Below are 23,527 nucleotides of genomic sequence, written 5' to 3'. Positions count from 1 at the left end.
GGGCAACAGCTTTACAGCGATGGTATGTAGAACAGATGTGCGATGGGTAGGAGAAGGCTGATAGACAGGCAAGACAAGCACATGACCACTTTAAGACAATGGCATCTTAAGATGGCAATAGGAGTGCCAAAAGACGTAGGATTTACACAAAACAACGCAATGAATACATCATAAAGAGATAAATAGAGAATACGCAGACCTCTACATAAAGCCTTTAGTCTGCTAAAAAAGTCGGGACACAAGAAAAAACAATCAATAAGTACCCGACTAAAGCAATAAAAACTCAGCCTGCGGAATTGAGGGGGGCAGAGGCCGTGGAATATGTCAGAGGCATTCCCGTGGTTAAGGTGTTTCAGCAGACGGTCTTCTCGTTCAAACGTTTCTACGACAGCATTATCAGCTACCGCGATCTTGTCATCAAGTGTACGCTTGTGTGGCGCACGCCAATGTCCTTTTACATACTTGCTATCAATGCCTTTGCTTTCTTCCTGGTTCCTACTGCTATTATCCTGATAGGACACGGGGGAGATACAACCACCATTATCGCCAACGTGATACTTTATGTGGTGATTGCACCGCTTATTGCTGCCAACGTGATGAAAGCCATGTATCTCAGCCAGGACCTTTTCTTGGCAAACGAGGCTGTGGAACGACTGGAGCAGCTCACTCATATTGCACCGCTCTCGCAGCATGATGAGCCGAAGCGGGCAGAAGGGTGCGACATTCGCCTTGACGACGTTTCGTTCCGGTATGAGGGAGCGGAAAAAGATGCAGTGAGTCATATCAACCTGACCATTCCAGAAGGAAAGACGGTTGCGCTTGTAGGAGCGTCGGGCAGCGGAAAAACCACCATAGCAAGGCTGATACCCCGCTTTTGGGACGTATGCCATGGCAGCGTCACGATAGGAGGTGTAGACGTGAGAGATATGCGCCAGGACGAGCTGATGCGTGGCGTGTCGTTCGTCTTCCAAAACACCCGCTTGTTCAAGACTTCGCTCATCGAAAACCTACGTTACGGCAATCCTGATGCAACGACCGATCAGATCAACCGTGCCATTGATCTTTCACAAAGTCGAGAGATTATTGACCGTCTGCCACAGGGAGTGGATACCATTATCGGTGCCGAAGGTACTTACCTTTCGGGAGGTGAGCAGCAGCGTATTGTTCTTGCCCGTGCCATTCTGAAAGATGCTCCTATCGTAGTGCTTGACGAGGCGACTGCCTTTGCCGACCCCGAAAACGAACAGCTTATCCGTAAGGCACTGGCACATCTCACCCAGGGAAAAACAGTGCTGATGATAGCCCATAGACTTACCACGGTACAGGATGCCGACAGCATCGTAGTTGTAAACAATGGTGAGATTGTCGAACAGGGAACGCACGAGGAACTATTGAGTAAGGAAAAGTATTACCACCGTATGTGGAATGAATATCAACAGTCCGTCTCATGGAAACTATAATCAATTAAACGTCACAAAGCCATGATTAAATACTTTCAAAATCGTTTCGCTCTTACGGAAAAAGGGGCAAAAGACTTGCGCCAAGGCATCGTCTCCTCAACACTGCTCAACCTTGTGCTGATGCTGCCACCCACTTATTTGTTTTTCTTCCTGATGGAGTATCTCGATAATACACAAATTAACGCCCCTCATACGTTGTGGTTTTATCTCCTCGTGGCAGCAGGGATAATGGTCGTAATGCTCGTCGTGATCCGTCGGCAGTACGATAGCACCTATACCACTGTATATAATGAGAGTGCGCAACGCCGGATATCCTTAGCCGAGAAACTGCGCCGTATGCCTCTCGCTTTCTTTGGTGAGCACAATCTCTCCGACCTCACAGCCACCATTATGGAAGACTGTACGCAATTGGAAACGACGTTCTCACACGCCATTCCCCAACTATTTGCTTCTATGGTGAGCACAGTCATTATCGCAGCAGGAATGTTCTGTTACGACTGGCGATTAGCCATCGCACTGTTTTGGGTAGTGCCATTTGCCTTGGTGGTGCTCTTGGTTTCACGAAAACGAATGAATAGGGCTTTTACACGTCTCTACCACATCAAGCGTGGTGTGAGCGAACAGATACAGGAAGGACTGGAGTGTGTGCAGGAAATCAAGTCGTACAATGGTGAGGAGGAATATAACCAGCGGTTCGACCAGCGATTAAAAGTAATGGAAAAAGAACTTGTTGCGGGTGAACTCTTGTCGGGCTCATTTGTCAACATCTCTGCTGTACTCCTTAAGCTAGGCATGCCTACCGTCATCGTTGTAGGCGCATGGATGCTTCAGCATGGAGATGTGTCGGTATTCGTCTATTTGGCGTTCCTCCTTGTTTCGGCCATGGTTTATAACCCTATCCTTGAAGTATGCAATCACCTTGCCATTCTTTCATTTCTCGACGTGCGTATCAAGCGAATGAAAGAGATGGAGGCAATGCCCATACAGACGGGCGACACCGAGGTGGAAGTTTCAAACTATGACATAGAGTTCCACAACGTCAGCTTCTCCTACGAAACAGACAAGCAGGTGCTTCACAATGTTTCATTCACAGCCCGTCAGGGCGAGGTAACAGCACTTGTTGGTCCCTCAGGAGGTGGCAAGAGTACCGCTACCAAGCTCGCTGCACGCTTTTGGGACATCAACAGTGGTAAGATAACACTGGGCGGACACGACATCGCTAACATAGAACCAGAGACGTTGCTCAAAAACTATGCCGTAGTATTTCAAGACGTGATGCTCTTCAATGCCTCCATTGCCGACAACATACGCATAGGAAAGCACAACGCCACCGATGAGGAAGTAAGGCATGTGGCACGATTGGCGCAGTGCGATGATTTTATCAGTCGTATGCCACAAGGCTACGATACAGTGATTGGCGAAAATGGGGAAACCCTTTCGGGTGGGGAGCGGCAGCGTATCTCCATAGCCCGTGCGCTCTTAAAAGATGCTCCTGTGATACTCTTGGATGAAGCAACCGCCAGTCTTGATGCCGAGAACGAGACGAAGGTTCAGGCTGGTATTTCCGAACTGGTACGCAACAAGACCGTCATCATCATTGCACACCGCATGCGCACGGTCTTGGGTGCCGACCACATAGTAGTCCTCTCTGGCGGAACAGTTGTAGAGCAAGGCACATCCAACGAGCTGATGGCACACAATGGAACTTTTGCACAAATGGTAAGACTGCAACAAGATACTACTTCAACAAATATTTCATCAAAAAAGGCTGTTGCACGAAGACGATCTGTGAAACCTAGGCTTTCGTTAGTATCTAAGGTAAGTAAGGCAAAGTTGCTTTCAGAATTCGGGTCTGGTCACTTACTCAAGTAAGCTTCCTTCGCCCTGACGAGGGTCTTAATACCCTACGTAAACCTTGCCCGTCATTGAATCCCTTGCCTCTTCTTCCTCGTGCAATATTCTCATCTCTGGAGTTTCAATGCAATGACACTGGAGTTTCGATGCAATGAAACTCCAGTGTCACTGCACCGAAACTAATGTCTTGAGATTACGCCTTAGAAGTTGCCACACTTCAGCTGGGTCGCAAGGGTGTTATTACGTCATTATGCACACAGACCTTTCTCATACGTAACCCCTAAAATCCATGGGGAAAAGTCTTGATTATTTAGTTAGCTTTTGGTATCTTGCCAAAAGCTAACTATAAACTAAACCAATAATAAGACCAAGACCATGGCAAATGAAATCTTAAACTTAAAACCACAGCTCGTGTGGAAGTACTTTTATGGACTCACACAAATACCACGCCCCACAGGCCATACCGCCGAAGTGGCTAAGTATGTAGCTGGGAAGGGACGTGAACTAGGACTAGAGACGCACACCGACGAAGTGGGGAATGTACTGATCCGCAAGCCTGCAACTAAGGGGTATGAGGATCGGCCCATAGTAGCAATGCAGGGACACCTAGACATGGTGCCACAAAAGAATAATCACATACAGCATGACTTTGAGAAAGACCCTATACAGCCTCGTATTGATGGCGAGTGGGTACGTGCTAATGAGACCACACTAGGTGCCGATAATGGCATTGGCGTGGCTATGGGTCTTGCTGTAATGGCTGACGATACACTAGAGCACGGTCCAATAGAGGCTCTATTTACCATTGATGAGGAGGTAGGGATGGTAGGAGCCTTTGGTCTGAAAGAGGGCTTCTCAAAAGCCGATATTATGCTCAACCTCGACTCCGAAGTGGTTGATGAGCTCTATGTAGGTTGCGCTGGTGGCGTGGATATCAACGTTTCACTAGAGTACAAAGATGACCAACCTATCCCAGAAGGGGATATTGCAGCCAAGGTAACCCTTAATGGATTGAAGGGTGGGCACTCAGGTATGGACATCGCCCTCGGCAGAGGAAATGCCAATAAGATGATTGCCCGCTTCCTAAAGAAGGCCATTGAAAGACTAGACCTCTCTATAGCTGAGCTCCAAGGTGGCTCACTGCGTAATGCCATCCCTCGTGAGGCGTGGGTAGTCGTAACGCTTCCCGAGGAGGAGCTTAGTGAGCTAGAGGAGATGGTTAAGGAGTTTGAAGCACTTTATATCAAGGAGTATAAGGGCATCGAGGAGGGGATCAAGATGAGTGTAGAGCGCCTTAACGAAACCCCTGCACACATTGTACCCCAAGAGATTGCTGACAATGTGATTCAAGCGGTAGAGGCGGTGCAGAATGGTGCGATCACCTATCTTTCCGAGTTTCCAGATACCGTAGAGGCCTCTAGCAACCTTGCAGCTATCAAATTGGGAGGTGGCAAGCTAGCCGTTACCTTCCTTACCCGTAGTTCAAGCGAGAGCCGTAAGGAGATGGTAGCTTCGAGCATTGAGAGTGCTTTCTCACTCATCGGTGCGGAGGTAGAGTTTGCGGCTCCTTACAATGGGTGGCAACCCGATGCCCACTCTCACGTACTTGAGGTGATGAAGAAGGTATTCAAAGATATCAATGGCACTGAGCCACCTGTAAAGGTGATGCATGCTGGGCTAGAGTGCGGAATCATCCAAGGGGTGATGCCTAAGACTCAGATGATCAGCTTTGGGCCTACTATCAAATCGCCCCACTCTCCTGATGAGCGTGTAAACATTGCCACTGTGGAGAAGACCTGGGATCTACTTATCCGCACGCTCAAAGAACTATAATTCAGATAGAGGGCGATGCTGACAGAGACAGAGCTAATCGTACTCGGTGCAGTACGTTACTCCGACAATGCCAGTATCGTGTCCACCTATAGTGAGTGCTTCGGTGCACTCTCCTTTAAGTGCATTCGCTCGGCCTCTCGTAGAAGAGGTCAAGCGAATGCCTTTTTTATTCCTCTCTCAATTCTAAAGGTAACTCTCGACTATCTGCCCAATCGTGGGATTCAGCTACCGAGAGAACAAGTGCAACTTCACCGACCTATTCGACCATCCATTGAGCCTGTGGCCAATGCAGTAGCCCTCTTTACAGTAGAGCTACTCACCCGACTACTTCGCTCGAGTGGTGCCGATAGAGCTTTGTACCGCTACTTGAGGGAGGAGATAAAAGGGCTAGAGCACCTTAGCGATAAAGGGATTAGTTCCTTTCATCTTCGATTGATGACAGGGCTACTCCACCATCTCGGCATCTTGCCACAAAGTGAGACCTATAGGCCTAGCAGCGTACTCGACTTCTCCGAAGGCACCTTCTGCCCCTCCTGGAGCCCAGAAGAACAAGGCAAAGCCTATGCCTCCTCCCTACTCTACCAATTCATTAGTTCACCAGCACCAGAAGAGCTTCCCCTCTCAGGGCAGGAGCGCAACCTTCTCCTTAAGTTACTTCTCGATTTTCTTGGCTATCACTTCCCCGACCTTGGCAACTTAAAATCGCCAGAAATACTGAGTCAGCTATTTTAAGACAGGGAGTGAAGCAAATATCATTAGGTTATTTTTGGAGCTATAGACCGAATTGAGTAAGTTTGCAAAGCAAATATTTTATTAAGCTATCCGACATAATTAAGAAATGGATTACGGAATACTAGATTTTATCTACCTAATAGGTTCTCTCGGGCTCTTCCTCTACGGTATGAAGATCATGAGCGAGGGGCTACAAAAGGTAGCAGGAGACCGCATGAAGAGTATCCTCTCAGCGATGACCTCCAACCGCATCTTCGGTGTATTTACAGGTATATTAATCACAGCACTCGTACAGTCCTCCTCTGCTACCACCTTGATGGTAGTCAGCTTTGTCAATGCTTCATTACTTGATTTGGCACAGGCTGTTAGCGTGATTATGGGTGCCAATATTGGTACTACCGTCACTGCATGGGTCATCTCACTTCTTGGCTTTAAGGTAGATATCAGTGCCTTTGCAGTCCCATTGATTGCACTATCTATTCCATTTATCTTTTCGAAGAAGCAAAATTACAATTCGTGGGGCGACTTTATCCTCGGTTTTGCTCTCCTATTCCTAGGGCTGCAATTCCTAAAGGATTCAATGCCCGACCTTCAGAATAACCCCGAGGCACTAGCCTTCTTGCAGAAATACACCAATATGGGCTTTGGCTCGGTACTGCTCTTCTTACTGATTGGTACCATCCTCACCTTCTTGGTACAAAGCTCAAGTGCTACAGTAGCCATCACCCTAGTGATGTGTAGCCAAGGATGGATACCCTTCTCCATGGGAGCAGCGATGATTCTAGGTGAAAACATTGGTACCACTATCACCGCCAATCTTGCAGCACTTAATGCCAGTGTCAATGCCAAGCGAGCAGCTGTTTCACACACCCTATTCAACGTGCTGGGTGTGGTTTGGGTCCTCTTCCTCTTTTTCCCAGCGGTCGACCTCGTTTCAGGGATGGTGGCACGTTCGAGTGGCTACGATCCTCGGGAACTTTTCCCAATAATTGCCGACCTCAATGCCCGCTACGAGCCAGGCGATGTTGCACTCATCACTAGTGGTGCACCTATCTACGACGTAGAGATGAGTCGAATACAAGGCACCGTCATAGGTATGGCAGGAGCGATAAGTATGGGACTTGCGTTGTTTCACACCATGTTCAACCTCATCAATACCTTTGTAATGATTTGGTTTGTTCCCTTAATTGTAAAAGCGTGCAAAACCATTATCAAGCCAGCCAAGACCATCTCCGATAAGAAGGAGTACCCACACCTACAGTACCTCTCCACTCGTATGCTCTCCACCAGTGAGCTATCATTGTTACAGGTCAATAAGGAGATTGTCAACTACAGCAAAAAGACTCAGAAGATGCTCGGCATGGTACGCGAATTGAGCAATATGGAGGATGAAGTAGCTTTTGAAGAGAGCTTCACACGTATTGAGAAGTACGAGCGTATCTGCGATAGAGTAGAGATAGAGATTGTACAATACCTCACAGAGCTATCCAGTGGCGACCTGAGTGCAGAATCACGTAGAAATGTACAGAGCTATCTCAGGATCTCTAGCGAGATTGAGAGTATGGGCGATGCATGCTTCAATATAGCACGCATCCTACGCCGCAAGTTTGAAGATGGTCGTGCCACTAATCCTACACTCTCAGCACACCTCACCGAGATGCACGATATGCTTGAGAACATCATGCAGTTTACAGTAGAAGTACTAGAGAGCGATGAGCGTACACAAAATATGATACTCCACTCTCACGACCTTGAGAAGGCACTCAATATCAAGTACAAGTTCCTAGTGGCAGAAAACCTCAAGGACCTCAATAATAACGTGTACCCTTACCAAGACTCAGTATACTACCTTGATATCATCGATGAGTATGAACGCCTGGGCGACTATGCAGTCAATGTAGTTGAGGCCTACGTAAGACAAGTGAAATAACGAACTCTTTTTGTAAAAACGAAACTCTCCCACGGTAGCACCAGCTACTTTGGGAGAGTTTTCTATTTTCACTCCAGAATGTTGCACGAAGGATGAGATGCCAGACGCTGAGGGCAAGGTGCACGTAGGGCACCAGGCACACACAAAAGGATGAGGCTGAAGGGAGCGTACTCACGTACGTGACCGAGGCCGAATTCCGAAAGCAACGCAGCAGATCGCCTTCGTGCAACAGTCTCTACTCAACGGTAAAAGAGTGGTCGATATGATAGATACGAGAGGCTAAAGCTCGGAGATGCACCTCATTGTGCGATACCATGACTATGGCTGATTCCTTTTGTAGCTGTGGCAAGAGTGAAAGCATAGAGGTTTCAAAATCTCTATCTACATAGGTCGAAGGCTCATCCAGCACCAAAAGCATCGGCCGACTTACAAAAGCTCGTGCCAATAGCACCCGCTGTAGCTGTCCGCCCGAGAGATGACCTATTGCCCTAGTAGCATACTTTGTCATTCCTACCGACTCCAGTGCCTCCTTGGCAAGGGCTCGCATCTCACTCGTCGCCCTCAGCGTTTTCCTTCCGAATAGGCCACTCAGCACCACCTCCTCCACACTAATCGGGAACTCCCTATCCAGCTGATTCTGCTGTGGCATATAGCCAATAGTTATCTCCTTCAGAGGCATCCCCTCTCTTGAGAAGTAGCGAATATAGCCATTCCTAGGTGCTATCAGTCCGAGCAACGCACGGATAAAAGTAGTCTTCCCCGCCCCATTCGGACCGGTAATCCCTACAAACTCATTCGGATAAAGCTTAAAATTGACTCCCGAGAGCAGACTAGGCTCCTTGCCATACCCTAGCTCCAGATCTTCAGCTATGATGATTGGTTTTGCTTCCATTATCTAAAGATCTCAATCAACCGCCTCATCTCAGCCCCCCAATCCTCAGCCAAAGGGTCAATAGAGACTACCTTCAGTCCTAGTTCTTTCGCCACGGCTGTTGCATTTTTAGTATCAAACTCCGCCTGCACTAGCACCGCCCTTGTATCCATGCTCCTTGCACGCTCAATCAGCTCCACCAGATGCCTAGGTGTTGGCTCCTCCCCATCTTCCTCAATAGGCAATTGCGTCAGCCCCCACTCCCGAGCAAAGAGTGATAGAGAGGGATGGTAGATCACAAAAGCAAGGTCCTTGTCACCTTTAGATATTCCTCTCCCCAATTGCCGAATAGCCTCCAATTCAGGCACCACATTCGCCTGATAATTGGCTTCGATCTCCTCCCGATGCTCTGGGAATAGCTCCAGCATCGCCGCCAAAATCGTCTCCGCCATTGCTTCCCCACCAGAGAGCGACGTCCAATAGTGCGGGTCGCCCAAGGCGTGCTGATGCCCTTCGTGGCCGCCCTCTACGAGCTCTCTCGGCAACTGCTTTGCGAGGTCAAAATAGGCCACATCCTTCGGCAAAACCGCCACCCACTGAGCTTCAAAAGGCAACGTACCAATAGCCAAGTAGGCAAGCGAGCTTTGAAGTATAGCGATATCCCGGGGAGAGGGGTCGTACGTCTCGGGGTTACTTCCTCGCGGTACCACCACATGCACCTCCGCCAGCTCCCCAACAATTCGCTCCACAAAGTACTTCTCGGGAAGCAGACTCACAGATATAATAGGCTTCTCCACCCGAGAGCCAGAACTACAAGCTGTAATAAGCGAGAGCAGCACCACGCAAAGCCCCCAACCAAAGCAATACTTAGCCCACCGCATTAAAGATAATCCACACATTATAAAGGATAAAAACCAAAAGCATCACCCCCCCCTCGGCACGCTTAATCTCACGTTTTCCCCAAAAGAGAGCCACCCCCAAAGCAATCACCATGGCAAGTAGCTGCATCCAAATATCTAGCGAAATAAACTGCAGATTGCTCAACGGCCGCACCGTCCCCGAAATTCCTAGTACAAAGAAGATATTAAATAGGTTACTTCCAATCACATTACCCACAGCAATATCGGTATTTCCCTTCATAGCAGCCACCACAGAAGTCGCCAGCTCAGGGAACGACGTTCCCCACGCCACCAGTGTAAGCCCTATCAACGTCTCACTCACCCCTAGCGACGAAGCGATCTTAGTAGCATTCCCCACAAAGAGCTGTCCCCCATAGACCAGTCCAGCCAAGCCGCCAATAAGATAGACCACTGCCAAGAGCCAGTGCATGTTGCGCCCCTCCTCCTCCGTTTCCGAGGCGTCATCTCCCTGCTTTCCCACCACAATGGTATAAAGCAGGAAGAGTAGGCCAAAGAGGAGCAACGTCAAAGCCTCCGAACGAGAGACCAGCGAGGGCATCCCATCTAGTGGCATATCCGAGAGCACCAACATCAGCAAAATAGAGGCCACAAGTGCAATCGGAAGGTCAAAGCGAAGCGTATTTAACTTCACCGGCACAGGGTGTACCAAAGCACAAGCCCCCAGTACACAGAGCACATTAAAAATATTACTCCCAATCACATTCCCCACAGCGATTCCACCGCTCCCATCAATACTTCCGATCACACTCACCACCAACTCTGGTGCCGAGGTTCCGAAGGCCACAATCGTTAGCCCTATGATTATCTGGGGAATATGTAGCCGCTTAGCTATTGCCGAGGCACCATCCGTCATAAAGTTAGCCCCTGCCACGATTAGAGCCACCCCCACGATCACTAAAACTATCTCAATCCACATAATCTATCATCAATTTTTCACTGCCCGTTCATCTAGGGCTGCATACTCCAGCGAAGTAGTCGAGCCGTAGAGAGGCACATCAATAAACAATTGCTCACGACTAAGCAAACCCTGTAAGGAGCGAGCCGAATTAATCACTCCACCGTGGCAAAAGACCAGCACACGGCGGTATCCACTGCACCTCAGCCCAGTAATAAAGTCTGCCACCCGTGCCAAAAGTTCCTCTACACTCTCGCCATTAGGAGGGAGCAAGTGCCCTGCCTCGTCGAGAAGAGCTGGAGACTTTCTCGCCAGCTCATCGATCTCCTCCCATCGCAGATGCTCAAAGTCGCCAAAGTTGCGCTCCGCCACACGGGGCTCCACCACCGCATCTGCTCCAAAGCCACACGCTTCACAAAGCTTACTAGCCCTTGATAAAGGACTTGTAAACACCGCATCATAGCGCTCCACGGAGAGCCGTTTACGCACCTCTGCCGCTTCTGCTTCAAAGGTCTCCGCCACCTCTATATCACTCGCTCCATAGCAGATATCCCCCGATATCTTGAGCGAGGTGTGGCGCGTCCAGTCTACCCTTAGCACTAGTACTCCTCCCCCTCGTAATTCTTTCCGCGTCGTTTCTTGCGATGGTCTTTCCGCCCCTTACGTAGCTCCTTACTCTTAGGGTTGTCGAGATAAGATGGATCATCCTGCATTCCCTTTCCATACCGCTCCCCGGTCCTCTGCTCAGCAGCCTCCCTTGCAAACTTCCGGAAGAGCCCCTTTAGCGGGATCATCACATCATCGAGCGACACTTCATCGTCCGCTCCTGCTTTATCCCCTATTCCCGACAAAGCACCATTGACCTTCACACGTCCCTCACGGATCAAGTCCTCCGCCTCTTTTCGCGTATACTCGTGGTATTCGCTTATAATACGACTAACGCGTACCTCCATACTTTTCTACAATTGTCTCGTAAGACTACTTATCAATACAGTTCAAACAAAAAAAGCTCCCTACTCCCTATACCTCATTCTCCCCCTTTTCAAAAATAGAGACAACCATCGCCTCAGCTGTCTCCCTAGGATCCTCAGCTGGAGAGAGATAAATCAATTCAAAGCCCCTCCGCTCCAACCCTCTAGCCCAGGTCATCTGTCGTTTGGCAAATTGATGGATCGCCACCTCCAGCCCCCTATGCATCTCCTCCCAATTTCGCTCACCAAGCAGATACTCCGTCACATAGCGGTATTCCAAGCCATAGCCCAAGAGCTCCTCCTTAGGCACCCGAGCCAAAAGCCCCTCCACCTCCTCCACTAGACCCGACTTAAGGCGTGCCTCGAGTCGAGCTGAAATTCTCGCCCTCCGCAACTCTCTACTAGGGTCAAGGCAAAAGATAGGACCCCGCAGAGGCTTACGGGTGCTACTATCCGAAGCTGGCAGAGTAGCCCCTGCCTCCCTTAGCTCTATAGCACGCACCAGTCTCCGAGGATTCACCCCCTCCCCTCCATCTAGCTCCTCGCTCTCCAGCATCTCAGCACCACCCAAAGTCTTTAATCGCACCCTTAGCTCCTCCACAGATAGCTGCTCCAGCTCCGCCCGAAGTGCTTTATTGGGTGGCACTTCCGAGAGTCGATACCCGCCATAAAGGGCAGAGATATAGAGCCCCGTACCACCGCACAAGATCTTAGGTTGCTCCTTAGGTAGCTCATCATACGCCTTATCAAAGTCCTGTAGATAACGGTGCAGATCATACCGCTCCCCCGCCTCTGCCACATCAATCAGCCGATACGGCACCTCATAGCCATCTGCCAGGCGATACTCCGCAAGATCCTTTCCCGTGCCAATATCCATGCCACGATACACCTGGCGTGAGTCGGCACTCAGTACCACCCCACCCAGCATCTCTGCCAACTGACACGCTACCGCTGTTTTGCCACAAGCGGTAGGACCATAAATTGTCACAATATCTACCCCCTCAGGCAGAGCTTTCATCACTTCTTAAGCAAAGGCGAAGGGTAGACCCCCTTCTTGGTCAATTGCTCTAGTTTGGCTACCACATCAGGCCGATCGGCCGCATAGGTAACTCCAAACCACGTGGCGGAAGTATCCAATACCTTGCAGCTAGCTATTCCACGCTTCACGAGGTCATTCACCACGGTAGGGATATAATACTCTCCCTTCTCGCTATGCAAGTTGGCCTCCAAGAAGTGGATAAAGGCCTCCTCGGAGTAATCAAAGTACTCAGGGGTAAAGCCCCACATATTCATTGAGACTGGAGTCTGCTCCTCTAGCACCACTCGGTGCCCCGCCTCATCCTGAAAGGCGATCTCCCCTTGTTCATCACGTGCAATAGCTGTCCGCTCCACTACTTCTGTGAGCAAACCTTCGTGATCCACTTCGCAAACACCTCTTGCTACGGTACCGCTCTCGCTCAGTGTATTCCCCACACGATAGCCCACCATACAGTAGCGGTTGCGACCGCCAGCCATTGCCCGCAGCTCATCGCCAAGTACCTGGAAGCTCTCCGCCCCATAGAAGTCATCAGCATTGATCACCCCAAAAGGCTCATTGATCACCCCCTTGCCCATCAGCACCGCATGATTGGTACCCCAAGGTTTGGTTCGACCCTCAGGGCAGGTAAAGCCCTCAGGCAGATCCTCCACACTTTGGAAGACCACCTCCACACCAAGACGACCCTCAAACTGATCGCGGTAGCGGCTAGCTACCTTTGCCTCAAAATCATCGGCAAAGTCCCGGCGAATCACGAAGACCACCCGACCAAAGCCAGCTCTCACTGCATCATAGATAGAGAAGTCCATAATGGTTTCACCACACGGACCCACACCATCTAATTGCTTCAATCCCCCATAGCGGCTACCCATACCCGCCGCCAATACCATCAATGTTGGTTTTATCTCACTCATCTGTATAGAGACCTATATATATGTATTCCTTATATATTAATGTGTCACCCCCTCCCCTAGTCAGAAAAAGGCAATGCCCATTCCACGCTGTAAAGCTACCAAAAAATATCTTAACAGCCACCGAAATCTCCAACACAAGCAAGAGTTACGTATTAGAAGAGTCTTACTACGAGGCATTCATCAGAGAGTCAATGGGTAAGGACCTCCGCGAGGAGGTCCGATTTGTCGTAGCCCCCACGTCGGAGGGGCGTTAGCCCCGAACGACTGGGGGGTAAGCAATGGCACACGTATATATTCGACCCCTTGCGGGTCGGACAATAGGAGCTAAGTCATCAAAGTTAATCCTAGAATAGGGTGTCCGACCCACAAGGGGTCGTAGGCTTTGGTCGCCTTATTTACCCCCATTCATCGGCTCTGCGAGCCTCGAATGGGGGCTACGACAAATCGGACCTCTGCCGAGGTCCTTACTTATAGACACCCTGTTAAAAAGCATACGGCAAGAACTTTCTTATGCGTCACCCCTGAACGCATGCAAGGTAGATGCACTGGAAAGGTCTTGCAACCATTGGGGAGGGGAGGGAGGGGGAGGGTGAACAACGGATGAAAATTTGATATTCTTTCTCATTCGTATATATAGAGAAAGGACGCAAACTGAAGTATCATAACTATTAATTTCAAACAACCATGATTAAATCAACGAACGGACAAAAAAGGAAGCGAGAACTGAAGATATCTAGCACCCTAACTTCCCGCCCAAATCCTATCTGCTTTGAATCCCCTAAGGATTACCTCCTTTATCAAGCTACCAAGGGAGCAGAGGAGCGGTATTGTGCACCACTCTCCACCGAGATCCAACAACGGCTAGCACTAGAGCTAGGAGCAGTGGAGGAGGCGGGCATCACCCCTCAAATTGCTATGCTCCACGAGCAAATAGTCAAAGCTAAGCAACAAGGGGTGCTAATCGGCAATGGCCGAGGCACCGCCCCTAGCTCTTTGTTGCTTTATGTGCTAGGCATTACGAGGGTGGATCCCCTAAAGCTCGGGCTCCTCTTCGAGCGATTCCTCAACCCCGACGCCCTAGGCAAAGTGAGCATAGACATAGAAGTAAGCGAGAGAGGTACTTTGCCACAGCGTAAGGAGGACCACCCCTACACCCTCCTTTATGATTCTGATGCGATAAGGATAGGATGGCTCACACTCAGCCACCTCACATGGCTCCAAGATCGCATGGAGCAAATAAAGCATCGGTTAGGAAAGGAGATCCAACTTGAAGCGATCCCTACCAACGACCCCGATACGCTCCAATCCATTGGCAAAGAGCGTAGAGGGAGGTTCTATCTCCTCGAAGCCTCCCGCCTACAACAGCTTTGGAAAGAGATAAAACCCGATAGCATTAATGACCTAATGCTCTCCATCGCCACCCTATACAGCAGAGGGGAAGCGATCGCCCCCACCTATATCGCCCGAAAGCAAGGCAAGGAGCCGATCAACTACCTCCTCCCTGTGATGGAGCCATACCTCAGCGAAACCTATGGTATCACTCTCTACCAAGAGCAGATAATGCAGTTGGCACAAACGATTGCCAACTTCTCCCCTGGGGAGTCGGACAGACTTCGTCTACTATTATATCGTGGGCTAACCGACGAATCTGCCAAGATGCGAAGCCAATTCCTCGCTGGTGGACAAGAGAGGGGATATGACAAAAGGACACTTGAAAAGGTCTGGAGTGACTGGGTAAGGATAGCCCCCTTCACAATCAATAAAAGCCACATCGTAGGCGGTACTCTGCTCGCCTACCAGATGAGCTACCTCAACACCCACTACCCCTTGGAGTAGCTACAGGGGTTACGAATTAGAAAGTTCACGCCGTATGGTATTTAGCGGGGTGTCTATGAGTAAGGACCTCGGCAGAGGTCCGACGGATCCTAGCCCCCGAGTCGGAGGGGGCTAGGCCCCCGAACAACCGGGGGATCAACGGTCATCCCCCCCTATCCCACGACCCCTTGCGGGTCGGACAACCGCATCAGATTAATCCTAGAATGCGTTGTCCGACCCACAAGGGGTCGAATGGTAGGGGTGGTTCGGGTTTTTGGCCCCCTAGTCATCGGCTCTACGAGCCTCGACTAGAGGCAATGATCCGTCTGACCTCCCACGAGGGGAGGTCATTCATGGTAAGACCTTCTAATGCGTAACCCCTGCTTGGAGTAGCCCACGATTGATTTTGTAGGTGCCACTGCTTTTAGCAACTTTGTCGGAGAAAATAGCCTTTGAAAGATAGGTCAGGGCCAGTGCGATAGGACTGCTGACTGAACCGCCTTTCAAGGGCTTTTCTTTTGGCATCAAGAAGCAGGGGAACATAGGCTCAAGCGGGCTGTCAGGAGGCAATAAATCCAACCTTTTGTAACCCATTGAAATACAGGGCAGTAAAAACGCTTCAGCCGAGTTGCAACTAAGCAATCGGTTAGTTGCAACTAAGCAAATGACGAGTTGCAACTAACCGATTTCTTAGTTGCAACTCCACTTTTGCTCTACTATCTAGAGGAAATTATGGGCTATTTATTTAGGAGGAAGGTACCTCGAGAGGAGGCACCTTTATCGGACAAGTCGGACAGGTCAGACGAGTCGGACCTTCTGTCTTGAACATCACGGTCGTGATTTTATTGTGCAGTCGTGATTATTTAGTAGATTTGCATATTATGGTGTGGAGGCTATAAGTGTAAGGTAGATAGATATTTTATGAGTAGAGATAAAAGGGGTGGTCTTGGCAGGGTTGGTAGCTTTTGGCATTCGCGGGTGATCAGCATCATCAGTATCTCGATGGTGCTCTTTTTGCTTGGCTTGGTGGTACTCCTTGGTTTGGTAGGCAGTGGCTTGAGTAGCTATGTGCGGGAGCAGGTAACGTTTAACGTAGTTCTGACGCCCGATGCCGACCCCGACGAGGTGGCACAGATGCAGCGGGACCTGAGGAAAGAGCCCTTTGTGCGAGAGGTGGTACTGCACTCTAAGGAGGAGGCGTTGGAGGAACTCACGAAGGAGCTGGGAGAAAACCCAGAGCAGTTTCTCGGTTGGAACCCCCTTTCACCTACCTTTGAGATCACGCTTGGTGAGGCTTATGTAGCTTCGGCGGATAGTCTACAATTGGTAGAGCGCCGACTGGAGCAGTATCGACTGACGCAATCACTGGGGTATCGGCAGGACTTGGTGGATAAGCTGAATGATAATATCCGTGGGCTGACGCTGGTGATGGCGCTACTTTCGGGGTTACTGCTACTCATCTCTATGGTGCTGATCAATAACACCATTCGGCTCTTGATCTACTCACGGAGGTTTTTGATCTACACGATGAAACTGGTGGGTGCCACCTCACGCTTTATCCGCCGCCCCTTTGTCTGGTACAATATCTGGAGTGGTGTGATGGCGGCCATCGTAGCTGGTGGCTTCCTCACTTGGGGCTGGTATTATGTCCGAAATCATTATCCTCTCCTAAGGTCAGTACTGACCGTGGAGAGTGGGCTCATAGTGTTGGCAGTGGTGCTAGTGCTGGGCGTGGTAATCAGTTGGCTTTCGGCTACTGCAGCGGTAAGTAGGTACCTAAGAATGGATGTAAACAAGCTCTACAGAGCATAGTGAATAGATATGGAAGGTAGGGAAGATAAAAGGATCAAAGGATACGGCTTTGGGAAGGTGAACCTCTACATAGCTCTGGCATCGGTGGCGGTGCTGGTGGTGGGGTATCTACTTTTGGCCGGGGGTAAGTCGGAGGACGGAGTGAGCTTCAACGCGGAGGTATTCAATAGCACCCGCATTGGGGTGGCTCCTGTGGTGCTGACGCTAGGGTATGTAGGGCTACTGGTGGCTCTGCTGTGGCGTGGCAAGGGAGCGAAGAAATCTTCAGGGAAGGAGGAGAAGTAAGCTATGACGATAATAGAAGCGATCATACTGGCAATAGTGGAGGGGCTCACGGAGTTCCTGCCGGTCTCCAGCACGGGACATCTGGTGATAGCTCAGGCCTTGATGGGCATGGAGCCGACCCCCTATGTGAAGGCGTTTACGGTGATGATCCAATTTGGGGCAATCCTCTCGGTGGTGGTGCTCTACTTCAAACGTTTCTTTCGTTTTGACCTTCCTCAGGATATGTGGCATGAGGAGCGAAAGTGGCGGCGGGGGCTGAGTCGTTTTCGTTTTTACTTTCTACTGGTAGTGGGAGTGGTGCCTGCTGCGATACTGGGTCTGCTCTTTAATGACTGGGTGGATGAGGCACTGGGCAAGGTGTGGATCATCGCTCTTAATCTACTGATTGGAGGTGTGGTGATGCTCTTTATTGACCGCCTAATTCGCAACAATCACAAGGAGGAGGTGACGTATGGCAAGGCTTTTGCCATTGGGCTTTTCCAGACCATTGCGATGTTTTGCCCCGGTATGTCGCGGAGTATGTCTACGATCGTGGGCGGTATGTCGGTAGGGCTGAAGCGCGAGGTGGCGGCAGAGTTTAGCTTTTTCCTCGCTGTGCCTACGATGCTAGGAGCTTTCGTACTGGAGGTGATCAAGTTTTGGAAAAGCGATACGCTCTATATCCTTCAGGAGCATTGGGTCACACTACTCATCGGGAATGTAGTCTCCTTTATAGTGGCGATGGTGGCGATACAGACTTTTATCAAGTACCTCAAGCGACACGGTTTTGCTGCCTTTGGAGTTTATCGTATCTTGGTAGGCGGAGTGATACTTGTATTAATGAGTATGGGGGTGGAGCTAGCCCTAGTTTAGTGAATGATGCAAAAGAGCCAAAGAGATCATAAGTCGCACGAAGTGCCTCAGAATATCTTTTCGGATGGTACCTTTGTGGTGGTGGATAAGCCACTCAAGTGGACCAGCTTTGATGTGGTGAATAAATTTAGGTGGCTACTTTGTAAAAAGCTCGGAGTGAAGCGGCTTAAGGTGGGGCATGCGGGGACGCTAGACCCACTTGCTACGGGGGTGGTGGTGCTCTGCACTGGCCGATACACGAAGCGGATAGAGGAGGTACAGAAGTTGCCGAAAGAGTATACGGCGACGCTGAAGCTGGGGGCAACGACGCCTTCCTTTGACCTTGAGAGTGAAGAGGATGCCACGTTCTCCACGGAGCATATCACGAGGGAAAAGGTGGAGGAGGTGCTGAAGCAATTCGAGGGAGTGATACCGCAGGTGCCACCAATATTCTCGGCGGTGAAGGTGGCGGGTAGCCGTGCCTATGAATTGGCCCGAAAGGGAGAGGGGGTGGAGCTACAGGCGAAGGAGGTGCGGATTGACCGCATTGAGCTACTGGAGTACAGCTTACCCTACATTCGCATCAGGGTGGTGTGTGGCAAGGGAACCTATATCAGGGCTTTGGCAAGGGATATCGGGAGGTCGCTAGAGTGTGGTGCTTATCTGACCGCCCTTCGCCGTGAATCGGTGGGGGAGTTTAGAGCATCGGAGGGAATTGGGGTGGAGCAGTTTGAGGAGTATATTGAGGAACGTATGACTATTGACTAAGAAGGAAAAGGAGGAATATATGAATATGGCGGAGTATAAACTATCGAACTTTAATTTTAAGCTTCCTAAGGAGCAGATAGCACAATACCCTGAAAAACACAGGGATGAGAGCCGTCTCTTGGTACTCCATAAGGATACGGGGGAAATAGAGCATAAGCAATTTAAGGAGATCCTAGAGTACTTTGGGAAGGATGACCTATTTGTGCTGAATAATACTCGGGTATTCCCTGCTAAATTGGTGGGAAATAAGGAGAAGACGAATGCGATGATCGATGTATTTCTCCTCCGTGAGCTGAATGAACCGATGCTGTGGGATGTGTTGGTGGACCCGGCTCGTAAGATACGTATCGGTAATAAGCTCTTTTTCGGTGAGAATGACGAGCTGGTAGCGGAGGTGGTGGATAATACCACGTCGAGGGGGCGAATATTGAAGTTTGCCTACGACGGCACCTACGATGAGTTTAAGGAGGCTCTTTTCTCGCTAGGAGAGACGCCCCTACCCGACTACATCCACCGACCAGTAGAGCCTGAGGATGAGGATCGTTATCAGACAATCTATGCTACGGAGGAGGGGGCGGTAGTGGTACCAGCAGCTGGTCTTCACTTCAGTAGGGAGCTGATAAAGCGTTTTGAGCTAAAGGATATACGATTTACGTCGCTAACACTGCACACTAGCCGGGTGATGTATGATGAGATTGATGTGGATGACCTCTCGAAGTATAAGATGGGGTCGGAGCGGATGATTATTAATCAGGAGACTTGCGACACGATCAATAAGGCGGTAGAGCAAAAGAAGCGTATCGTGGCTGTGGGGACTTCGGTGGCAAAGGCACTTGAGACGGCGGTGAGTATGGATGGATTTGTGAAGCCGTACGATGGCTGGTCGAGCAAGTTTATTTTCCCTGAATACCACTATGGGCTACAGAATGCGATGGTGACAAACTTCCATATGCCTTACTCGTGGTTGCTGATGTTGGTGGCTGCCTTTGGAGGTTATGACAAGGTGATGAAGGCCTACAAGACAGCGGTGAAGGAGGGGTATCGCTTCGGGCAATATGGCGATGCCATGCTGATTCTGTAAGGATAAGAGAATGGGTGTGAAGCAGACGGTTTTTATTGCTCTTGGCTCGAATATCGGAGATCGAGGTGCCTCGCTAAAGCAAGCTATCCAGCAGCTCTCTATGAGGGGTGTGGAGGTGGTGGCGGAGTCGCAGGTGCTGGAGACGGAGCCGGAGGGCTTTGAGTCGGAGCATCTATTCCTCAATCAAGTGGTGGAGGGGGTGACCGCTTTTTCACCAAGCCAACTGCTAGAGGTGACGCAAGAGATAGAGCGGGAGCTAGGACGGAGCGAGAAGAGCCACTCGGGCATCTACAAGGATCGGAGTATTGACCTCGACCTTATCCTCTACGGTGACGAAGTGGTGGAGCAGGAGGGACTCACGATCCCGCACCCTAGGTTTAGGGAGCGTCTGTTTGTACTCAAACCGCTGGCGGAGATAGCGCCCAACGTGGTGGACCCGGTGACGGGAAAGACAATACAGCAGCTGCTATGGGACGCCTTGTAGCACTCGATATTGGGCGAAAGCGAACGGGAGTAGCCGCTACTGACTTGCTTCAGATAGTGCCGAATGGGCTCGGTTTTCAGCCCACTCACGAGGTGGCTCAATGGCTCAAGGAGTATGCTGAAAAGGAGCCTATCGACCTGATTGTAGTGGGGGAGCCAAAGCAGGCCGACGGCACTGACTCGGAGAGCGTGAAGTATATTGAGCCGGTGGTGAACCGTCTGCGTAAACTTTTGCCAACGGTGGAGGTGGTTCGGTTTGACGAGCGATTTACTACGGTGTTGGCTCAAAGGGCGATGATAGATGCGGGGCTGGGAAAGATGAAGCGCCGTGAAAAGGGAATTGCCGATGAGGTGAGTGCGGTAATCATCTTACAAGGATTTATGGAGAGTAGAATATATCAAGAGAAGTATAAGAAGAAGTAATGGAACTACCTATATATGTCTATGGCACAGAGGTGCTACGAGAGAAGACGAGGGAGGTGACGGAGGAGGAGTTTCCGTCGCTGGGGAAGCTAATTGAGAATATGTTTGAGACAATGTACGCCTCGGATGGGGTGGGATTGGCAGCCCCTCAGGTGGGGAAGGCGATCCGTCTCTTTGTGGTCGATGCGGATCCTCTGGGGGACGACTTCCCCGATAGCAAGGGCTTTAAGAAGGTGTTTATCAATCCTACTATCACGGAGTACAGCGAGGAGAGTTGTACGATGCAGGAGGGGTGCCTCAGTCTACCAGGGCTGAATGAAAATGTAGATCGCCCCAAGCAGATTACGATTAAGTACCTAGATGAGCAGATGGTGCCTCACGAGGAGAGTTACTCGGGATTTAATGCTCGGGTGATACAGCATGAGTACGACCATCTGGAGCAGACGCTCTTTACCGACAGGGTCAACCCAATGCGGAAGGCGATGATTAAGCGGAAGCTACAGAAGATGAGTCGTGGGCAAGTAAGGGCTCACTACAAGGTGATTACGAAGTAGATATGTTGAAAGGTTTTTGGAGAGTGGTGCTGATCGTGATGGGGCTCCTAGGTGGGAGTACCCTAGCTCTGCAGGCACAGATAGATACCCAACGGGTGATCTCTGTGGGGCAGAACGCGATCTATTTTAAGGACTATGTACTGGCGATACAATACTTCAATTCGGCCATACAGAGTGCACCATATCTCGCTGAACCTTACTATTATCGCGGACTTTCTAAGTATTCACTAGATGATTACCTAGGAGCGGAAGCGGATAGCAGTGCCGCCATTGAGCGAAATCCCTTTCTAGTAGGCTCGTATTACCTTAGGGCCATCAGTCGGCACACGCTCGGCAAGGATTCCCTTGCGTTGGAAGATTACAAGGTGGTGCTACAGGATAATCCCGACCACAAAGGGGCACTCCACAACTCTGCTTTGCTTCGGATGGCATTGAAGGATAGCATCGGCACGAGGGCGACTTTGGATCACCTCCATCGCTATTATCCTGATTATGCTGAGGGGTATATGATAGATGGTGGTTTTCAGTTAGAGCGAGGGGATACAGTGGCTGCAATCGATCTATTTGAGAAGGCTCTTGCTATCTCACCCACCCTCTCGGGGGCTTACCTCTCGATGGCAGGTATCTCGTACGACAGAGGGAACTATAGCGAAGCGGAGGGGTACATCAATCGGGCGATGGAGTATATGCCAGATAGGGCAGAGCTCTATCTCAATCGAGGGATTGTGAGGTATCAGCAATACAATATCAAAGGGGCTATGGCGGACTATTCTATTGCCATTGAACTGGATCCGACTAATACGCTGGCACTCTACAATAGGGCACTACTGCGGAGCCAAGTGGGAGAAATCAATGCGGCACAGGAGGACTTTAATAAGGTGGTGCAGCGGGAGCCGAATAACTACTTTGCTCTCTTCAACCGTGCCATAATCTCAAACCAAATCGGCGACTACCAAGTAGCAGAGGCCGATTTGGATAGAATCATTGAGCGCTACCCTACCTTCTTGCCAGCTCTTGTAGAGCGTGCAGATGCCCGAACGGGACAAGGGAAGTCGCAGGCGGCCCGGGAGGACCTTTACCTTGCCTCGAAGATGACCTATGACAAAGGTACCCTCCAAAAGGCCACGTCACAACAAGCAAAGCAGGCTGCACTGGCAGAGGAAACGGAGCGGGTACGTAGCGAGAAGGATGATAATATCCAAAAGTTTAGGTCGCTCGTCTATGCTAGCCAGCAAAAGGCGTATGATGAGCTTTACACCGAGGAGCAGGGTATCCGTGGTCGTATACAGGATAGAGAGGTACTGATAGAGCCAGAGCCACTCTTTACACTCTCCTACTATGTGGCGGTGGATAAGCAACTGAAGACCAATACCAATACGGCCTACTCCTCGGCCATTGGGCTACCTACTGAGGAGTATGGTGTGCTGGTAGTGGAGCATCTACCGCAGTTATCGCAAGCGGAGTTGCAGAAGCACATCAATGCAGTGGATAGTTTTGACCTCAGCATCCCCCACTCTGCCGAAGCAATGATGCATCTGGCTCTCGACCAACTTACCATTAAGGATCACGATGCTGTGGTGCAGACGATGGGGCAGATTATTGAGGCGATACCCGATGACCCAGCGCCCTATTTCCAAAGAGCCACTTCGCGAATCCTTGCCTACGAGGCAGAGAGTGCCAAGGACGGAGAAAGGAATAGCCAAAATAGGCTCGGAATCAGTATGAATAGCACCCTCTCTAAGGAGTACCTCAAGAAGAAAGCCATTTCGGAGGAGGCACTTACCGACCTAAAAGTGGTGCTTGAGCTAATCCCTAATTATGTGCCGGCCCTATTCAACATTGCCTATATCAAGGCATCCATGGGCAATTATAGCGAGGCGATTGAGTACTACAATCAGGTGCTTAAACTAGAGCCAACACTAGGCTCCGCCTACTTCAATAGAGGGCTCTGCCACTATGCTATCGGGGAGAAGCAATTGGGGGATAATGACCTTAGCCAGGCTGGAGCTTTGGGCTACTTCAAGGCTTACTCTATCATCAAGCGGATGAAGTAGGCGAG

21 protein-coding genes and 1 pseudogene are annotated in these 23,527 nt (G+C 50.2%); 15 read left to right on the top strand and 7 right to left on the bottom strand.

Annotated features, from left to right (window positions below; all coding sequences use genetic code 11):
• Positions 1–293 precede the first annotated feature (293 nt).
• The 5 genes and pseudogenes from A3GK_RS10485 to A3GK_RS0105445 all read left to right on the top strand — a co-directional run.
• A pseudogene (locus A3GK_RS10485) lies at positions 294–1,460 on the top strand (ABC transporter ATP-binding protein); the annotation flags it as partial.
• A gap of 21 nt (positions 1,461–1,481) precedes the next feature.
• Complete coding sequence (locus A3GK_RS0105460) at positions 1,482–3,332, top strand: ABC transporter ATP-binding protein (RefSeq protein ID WP_018028466.1); 1,851 nt, start codon at positions 1,482–1,484, stop codon at positions 3,330–3,332.
• Positions 3,333–3,689: 357 nt separating this feature from the next.
• On the top strand, positions 3,690–5,147 hold the full coding sequence (locus A3GK_RS0105455) for an aminoacyl-histidine dipeptidase (protein WP_018028465.1): 1,458 nt from the start codon (positions 3,690–3,692) through the stop codon (positions 5,145–5,147).
• Positions 5,148–5,162: 15 nt separating this feature from the next.
• Entirely contained in the window at positions 5,163–5,879 is a 717-nt protein-coding gene (locus A3GK_RS0105450; RefSeq protein ID WP_018028464.1) for a DNA repair protein RecO C-terminal domain-containing protein, read from the top strand.
• Positions 5,880–5,985: 106 nt separating this feature from the next.
• The gene (locus A3GK_RS0105445; protein ID WP_018028463.1) at positions 5,986–7,809 is read left to right on the top strand and encodes a Na/Pi cotransporter family protein; all 1,824 of its coding nucleotides are present in this window, start codon (positions 5,986–5,988) and stop codon (positions 7,807–7,809) included.
• Between the two features lie 235 nt (positions 7,810–8,044).
• On the opposite strand, the gene A3GK_RS0105440 is transcribed toward A3GK_RS0105445, so the two are convergent.
• The 7 genes from A3GK_RS0105440 to A3GK_RS0105410 form a co-directional block, all read right to left on the bottom strand.
• Positions 8,045–8,701, bottom strand: coding sequence for a metal ABC transporter ATP-binding protein (locus tag A3GK_RS0105440; RefSeq protein WP_018028462.1), 657 nt, complete (start codon positions 8,699–8,701; stop codon positions 8,045–8,047).
• Complete coding sequence (locus A3GK_RS0105435) at positions 8,701–9,561, bottom strand: metal ABC transporter solute-binding protein, Zn/Mn family (protein ID WP_018028461.1); 861 nt, start codon at positions 9,559–9,561, stop codon at positions 8,701–8,703. Before A3GK_RS0105435 ends, A3GK_RS0105440 begins: the two co-directional genes overlap by 1 nt.
• Complete coding sequence (locus A3GK_RS0105430; RefSeq protein ID WP_051052313.1) at positions 9,548–10,516, bottom strand: calcium/sodium antiporter; 969 nt, start codon at positions 10,514–10,516, stop codon at positions 9,548–9,550. Before A3GK_RS0105430 ends, A3GK_RS0105435 begins: the two co-directional genes overlap by 14 nt.
• 9 nt (positions 10,517–10,525) lie before the next feature.
• The gene (locus A3GK_RS0105425; protein ID WP_018028459.1) at positions 10,526–11,095 is read right to left on the bottom strand and encodes a histidine phosphatase family protein; all 570 of its coding nucleotides are present in this window, start codon (positions 11,093–11,095) and stop codon (positions 10,526–10,528) included.
• Positions 11,095–11,448: a S4 domain-containing protein gene (locus A3GK_RS0105420; protein ID WP_018028458.1), complete on the bottom strand. Its 354-nt coding sequence runs from the start codon at positions 11,446–11,448 to the stop codon at positions 11,095–11,097. The genes A3GK_RS0105425 and A3GK_RS0105420 overlap by 1 nt, the downstream gene beginning before the upstream one ends.
• A gap of 67 nt (positions 11,449–11,515) precedes the next feature.
• Positions 11,516–12,484: a tRNA (adenosine(37)-N6)-dimethylallyltransferase gene (locus A3GK_RS0105415; RefSeq protein ID WP_018028457.1), complete on the bottom strand. Its 969-nt coding sequence runs from the start codon at positions 12,482–12,484 to the stop codon at positions 11,516–11,518.
• On the bottom strand, positions 12,484–13,407 hold the full coding sequence (locus tag A3GK_RS0105410) for a nucleotidyltransferase family protein (RefSeq protein ID WP_026161739.1): 924 nt from the start codon (positions 13,405–13,407) through the stop codon (positions 12,484–12,486). The genes A3GK_RS0105415 and A3GK_RS0105410 overlap by 1 nt, the downstream gene beginning before the upstream one ends.
• A gap of 693 nt (positions 13,408–14,100) precedes the next feature.
• Here A3GK_RS0105410 and A3GK_RS0105405 point away from each other — a divergent pair.
• The 10 genes from A3GK_RS0105405 to A3GK_RS0105355 all read left to right on the top strand — a co-directional run bounded on the left by A3GK_RS0105405 (position 14,101) and on the right by A3GK_RS0105355 (position 23,522).
• The gene (locus tag A3GK_RS0105405; protein ID WP_018028455.1) at positions 14,101–15,252 is read left to right on the top strand and encodes a DNA polymerase III subunit alpha; all 1,152 of its coding nucleotides are present in this window, start codon (positions 14,101–14,103) and stop codon (positions 15,250–15,252) included.
• Between the two features lie 900 nt (positions 15,253–16,152).
• On the top strand, positions 16,153–17,043 hold the full coding sequence (locus A3GK_RS0105395; RefSeq protein WP_018028453.1) for a cell division protein FtsX: 891 nt from the start codon (positions 16,153–16,155) through the stop codon (positions 17,041–17,043).
• A 9-nt stretch (positions 17,044–17,052) separates the two neighbouring features.
• Entirely contained in the window at positions 17,053–17,328 is a 276-nt protein-coding gene (locus tag A3GK_RS0105390) for a DUF3098 domain-containing protein (RefSeq protein WP_018028452.1), read from the top strand.
• A 3-nt stretch (positions 17,329–17,331) separates the two neighbouring features.
• Positions 17,332–18,180, top strand: coding sequence for an undecaprenyl-diphosphate phosphatase (locus A3GK_RS0105385; RefSeq protein WP_018028451.1), 849 nt, complete (start codon positions 17,332–17,334; stop codon positions 18,178–18,180).
• 3 nt (positions 18,181–18,183) lie between these two features.
• Positions 18,184–18,927: a tRNA pseudouridine(55) synthase TruB gene (gene truB / locus A3GK_RS0105380; RefSeq protein ID WP_018028450.1), complete on the top strand. Its 744-nt coding sequence runs from the start codon at positions 18,184–18,186 to the stop codon at positions 18,925–18,927.
• A gap of 25 nt (positions 18,928–18,952) precedes the next feature.
• Positions 18,953–20,008, top strand: a complete 1,056-nt coding sequence (queA, locus tag A3GK_RS0105375) for a tRNA preQ1(34) S-adenosylmethionine ribosyltransferase-isomerase QueA (protein ID WP_021903106.1) — start codon at positions 18,953–18,955, stop codon at positions 20,006–20,008.
• Positions 20,009–20,018: 10 nt separating this feature from the next.
• A complete protein-coding gene (gene folK / locus A3GK_RS0105370) occupies positions 20,019–20,492 on the top strand; it encodes a 2-amino-4-hydroxy-6-hydroxymethyldihydropteridine diphosphokinase (protein WP_018028448.1) in 474 nt (157 codons plus the stop codon).
• Complete coding sequence (gene ruvX, locus A3GK_RS0105365) at positions 20,477–20,914, top strand: Holliday junction resolvase RuvX (protein WP_018028447.1); 438 nt, start codon at positions 20,477–20,479, stop codon at positions 20,912–20,914. The genes folK and ruvX overlap by 16 nt, the downstream gene beginning before the upstream one ends.
• Complete coding sequence (gene def / locus A3GK_RS0105360; RefSeq protein WP_018028446.1) at positions 20,914–21,468, top strand: peptide deformylase; 555 nt, start codon at positions 20,914–20,916, stop codon at positions 21,466–21,468. The genes ruvX and def overlap by 1 nt, the downstream gene beginning before the upstream one ends.
• A 2-nt stretch (positions 21,469–21,470) precedes the next feature.
• Positions 21,471–23,522, top strand: a complete 2,052-nt coding sequence (locus A3GK_RS0105355) for a tetratricopeptide repeat protein (RefSeq protein ID WP_018028445.1) — start codon at positions 21,471–21,473, stop codon at positions 23,520–23,522.
• The last annotated feature ends 5 nt before the right edge of the window (positions 23,523–23,527 follow it).

It is taken from the genome of Porphyromonas somerae DSM 23386, from assembly GCF_000372405.1.
Taxonomy (GTDB): Bacteria; Bacteroidota; Bacteroidia; order Bacteroidales; family Porphyromonadaceae; genus Porphyromonas_A; species Porphyromonas_A somerae.
The sequence above is the reverse complement of the archived record's forward strand: the minus strand, read 5'-3'. Positions and strand labels throughout refer to the sequence as shown.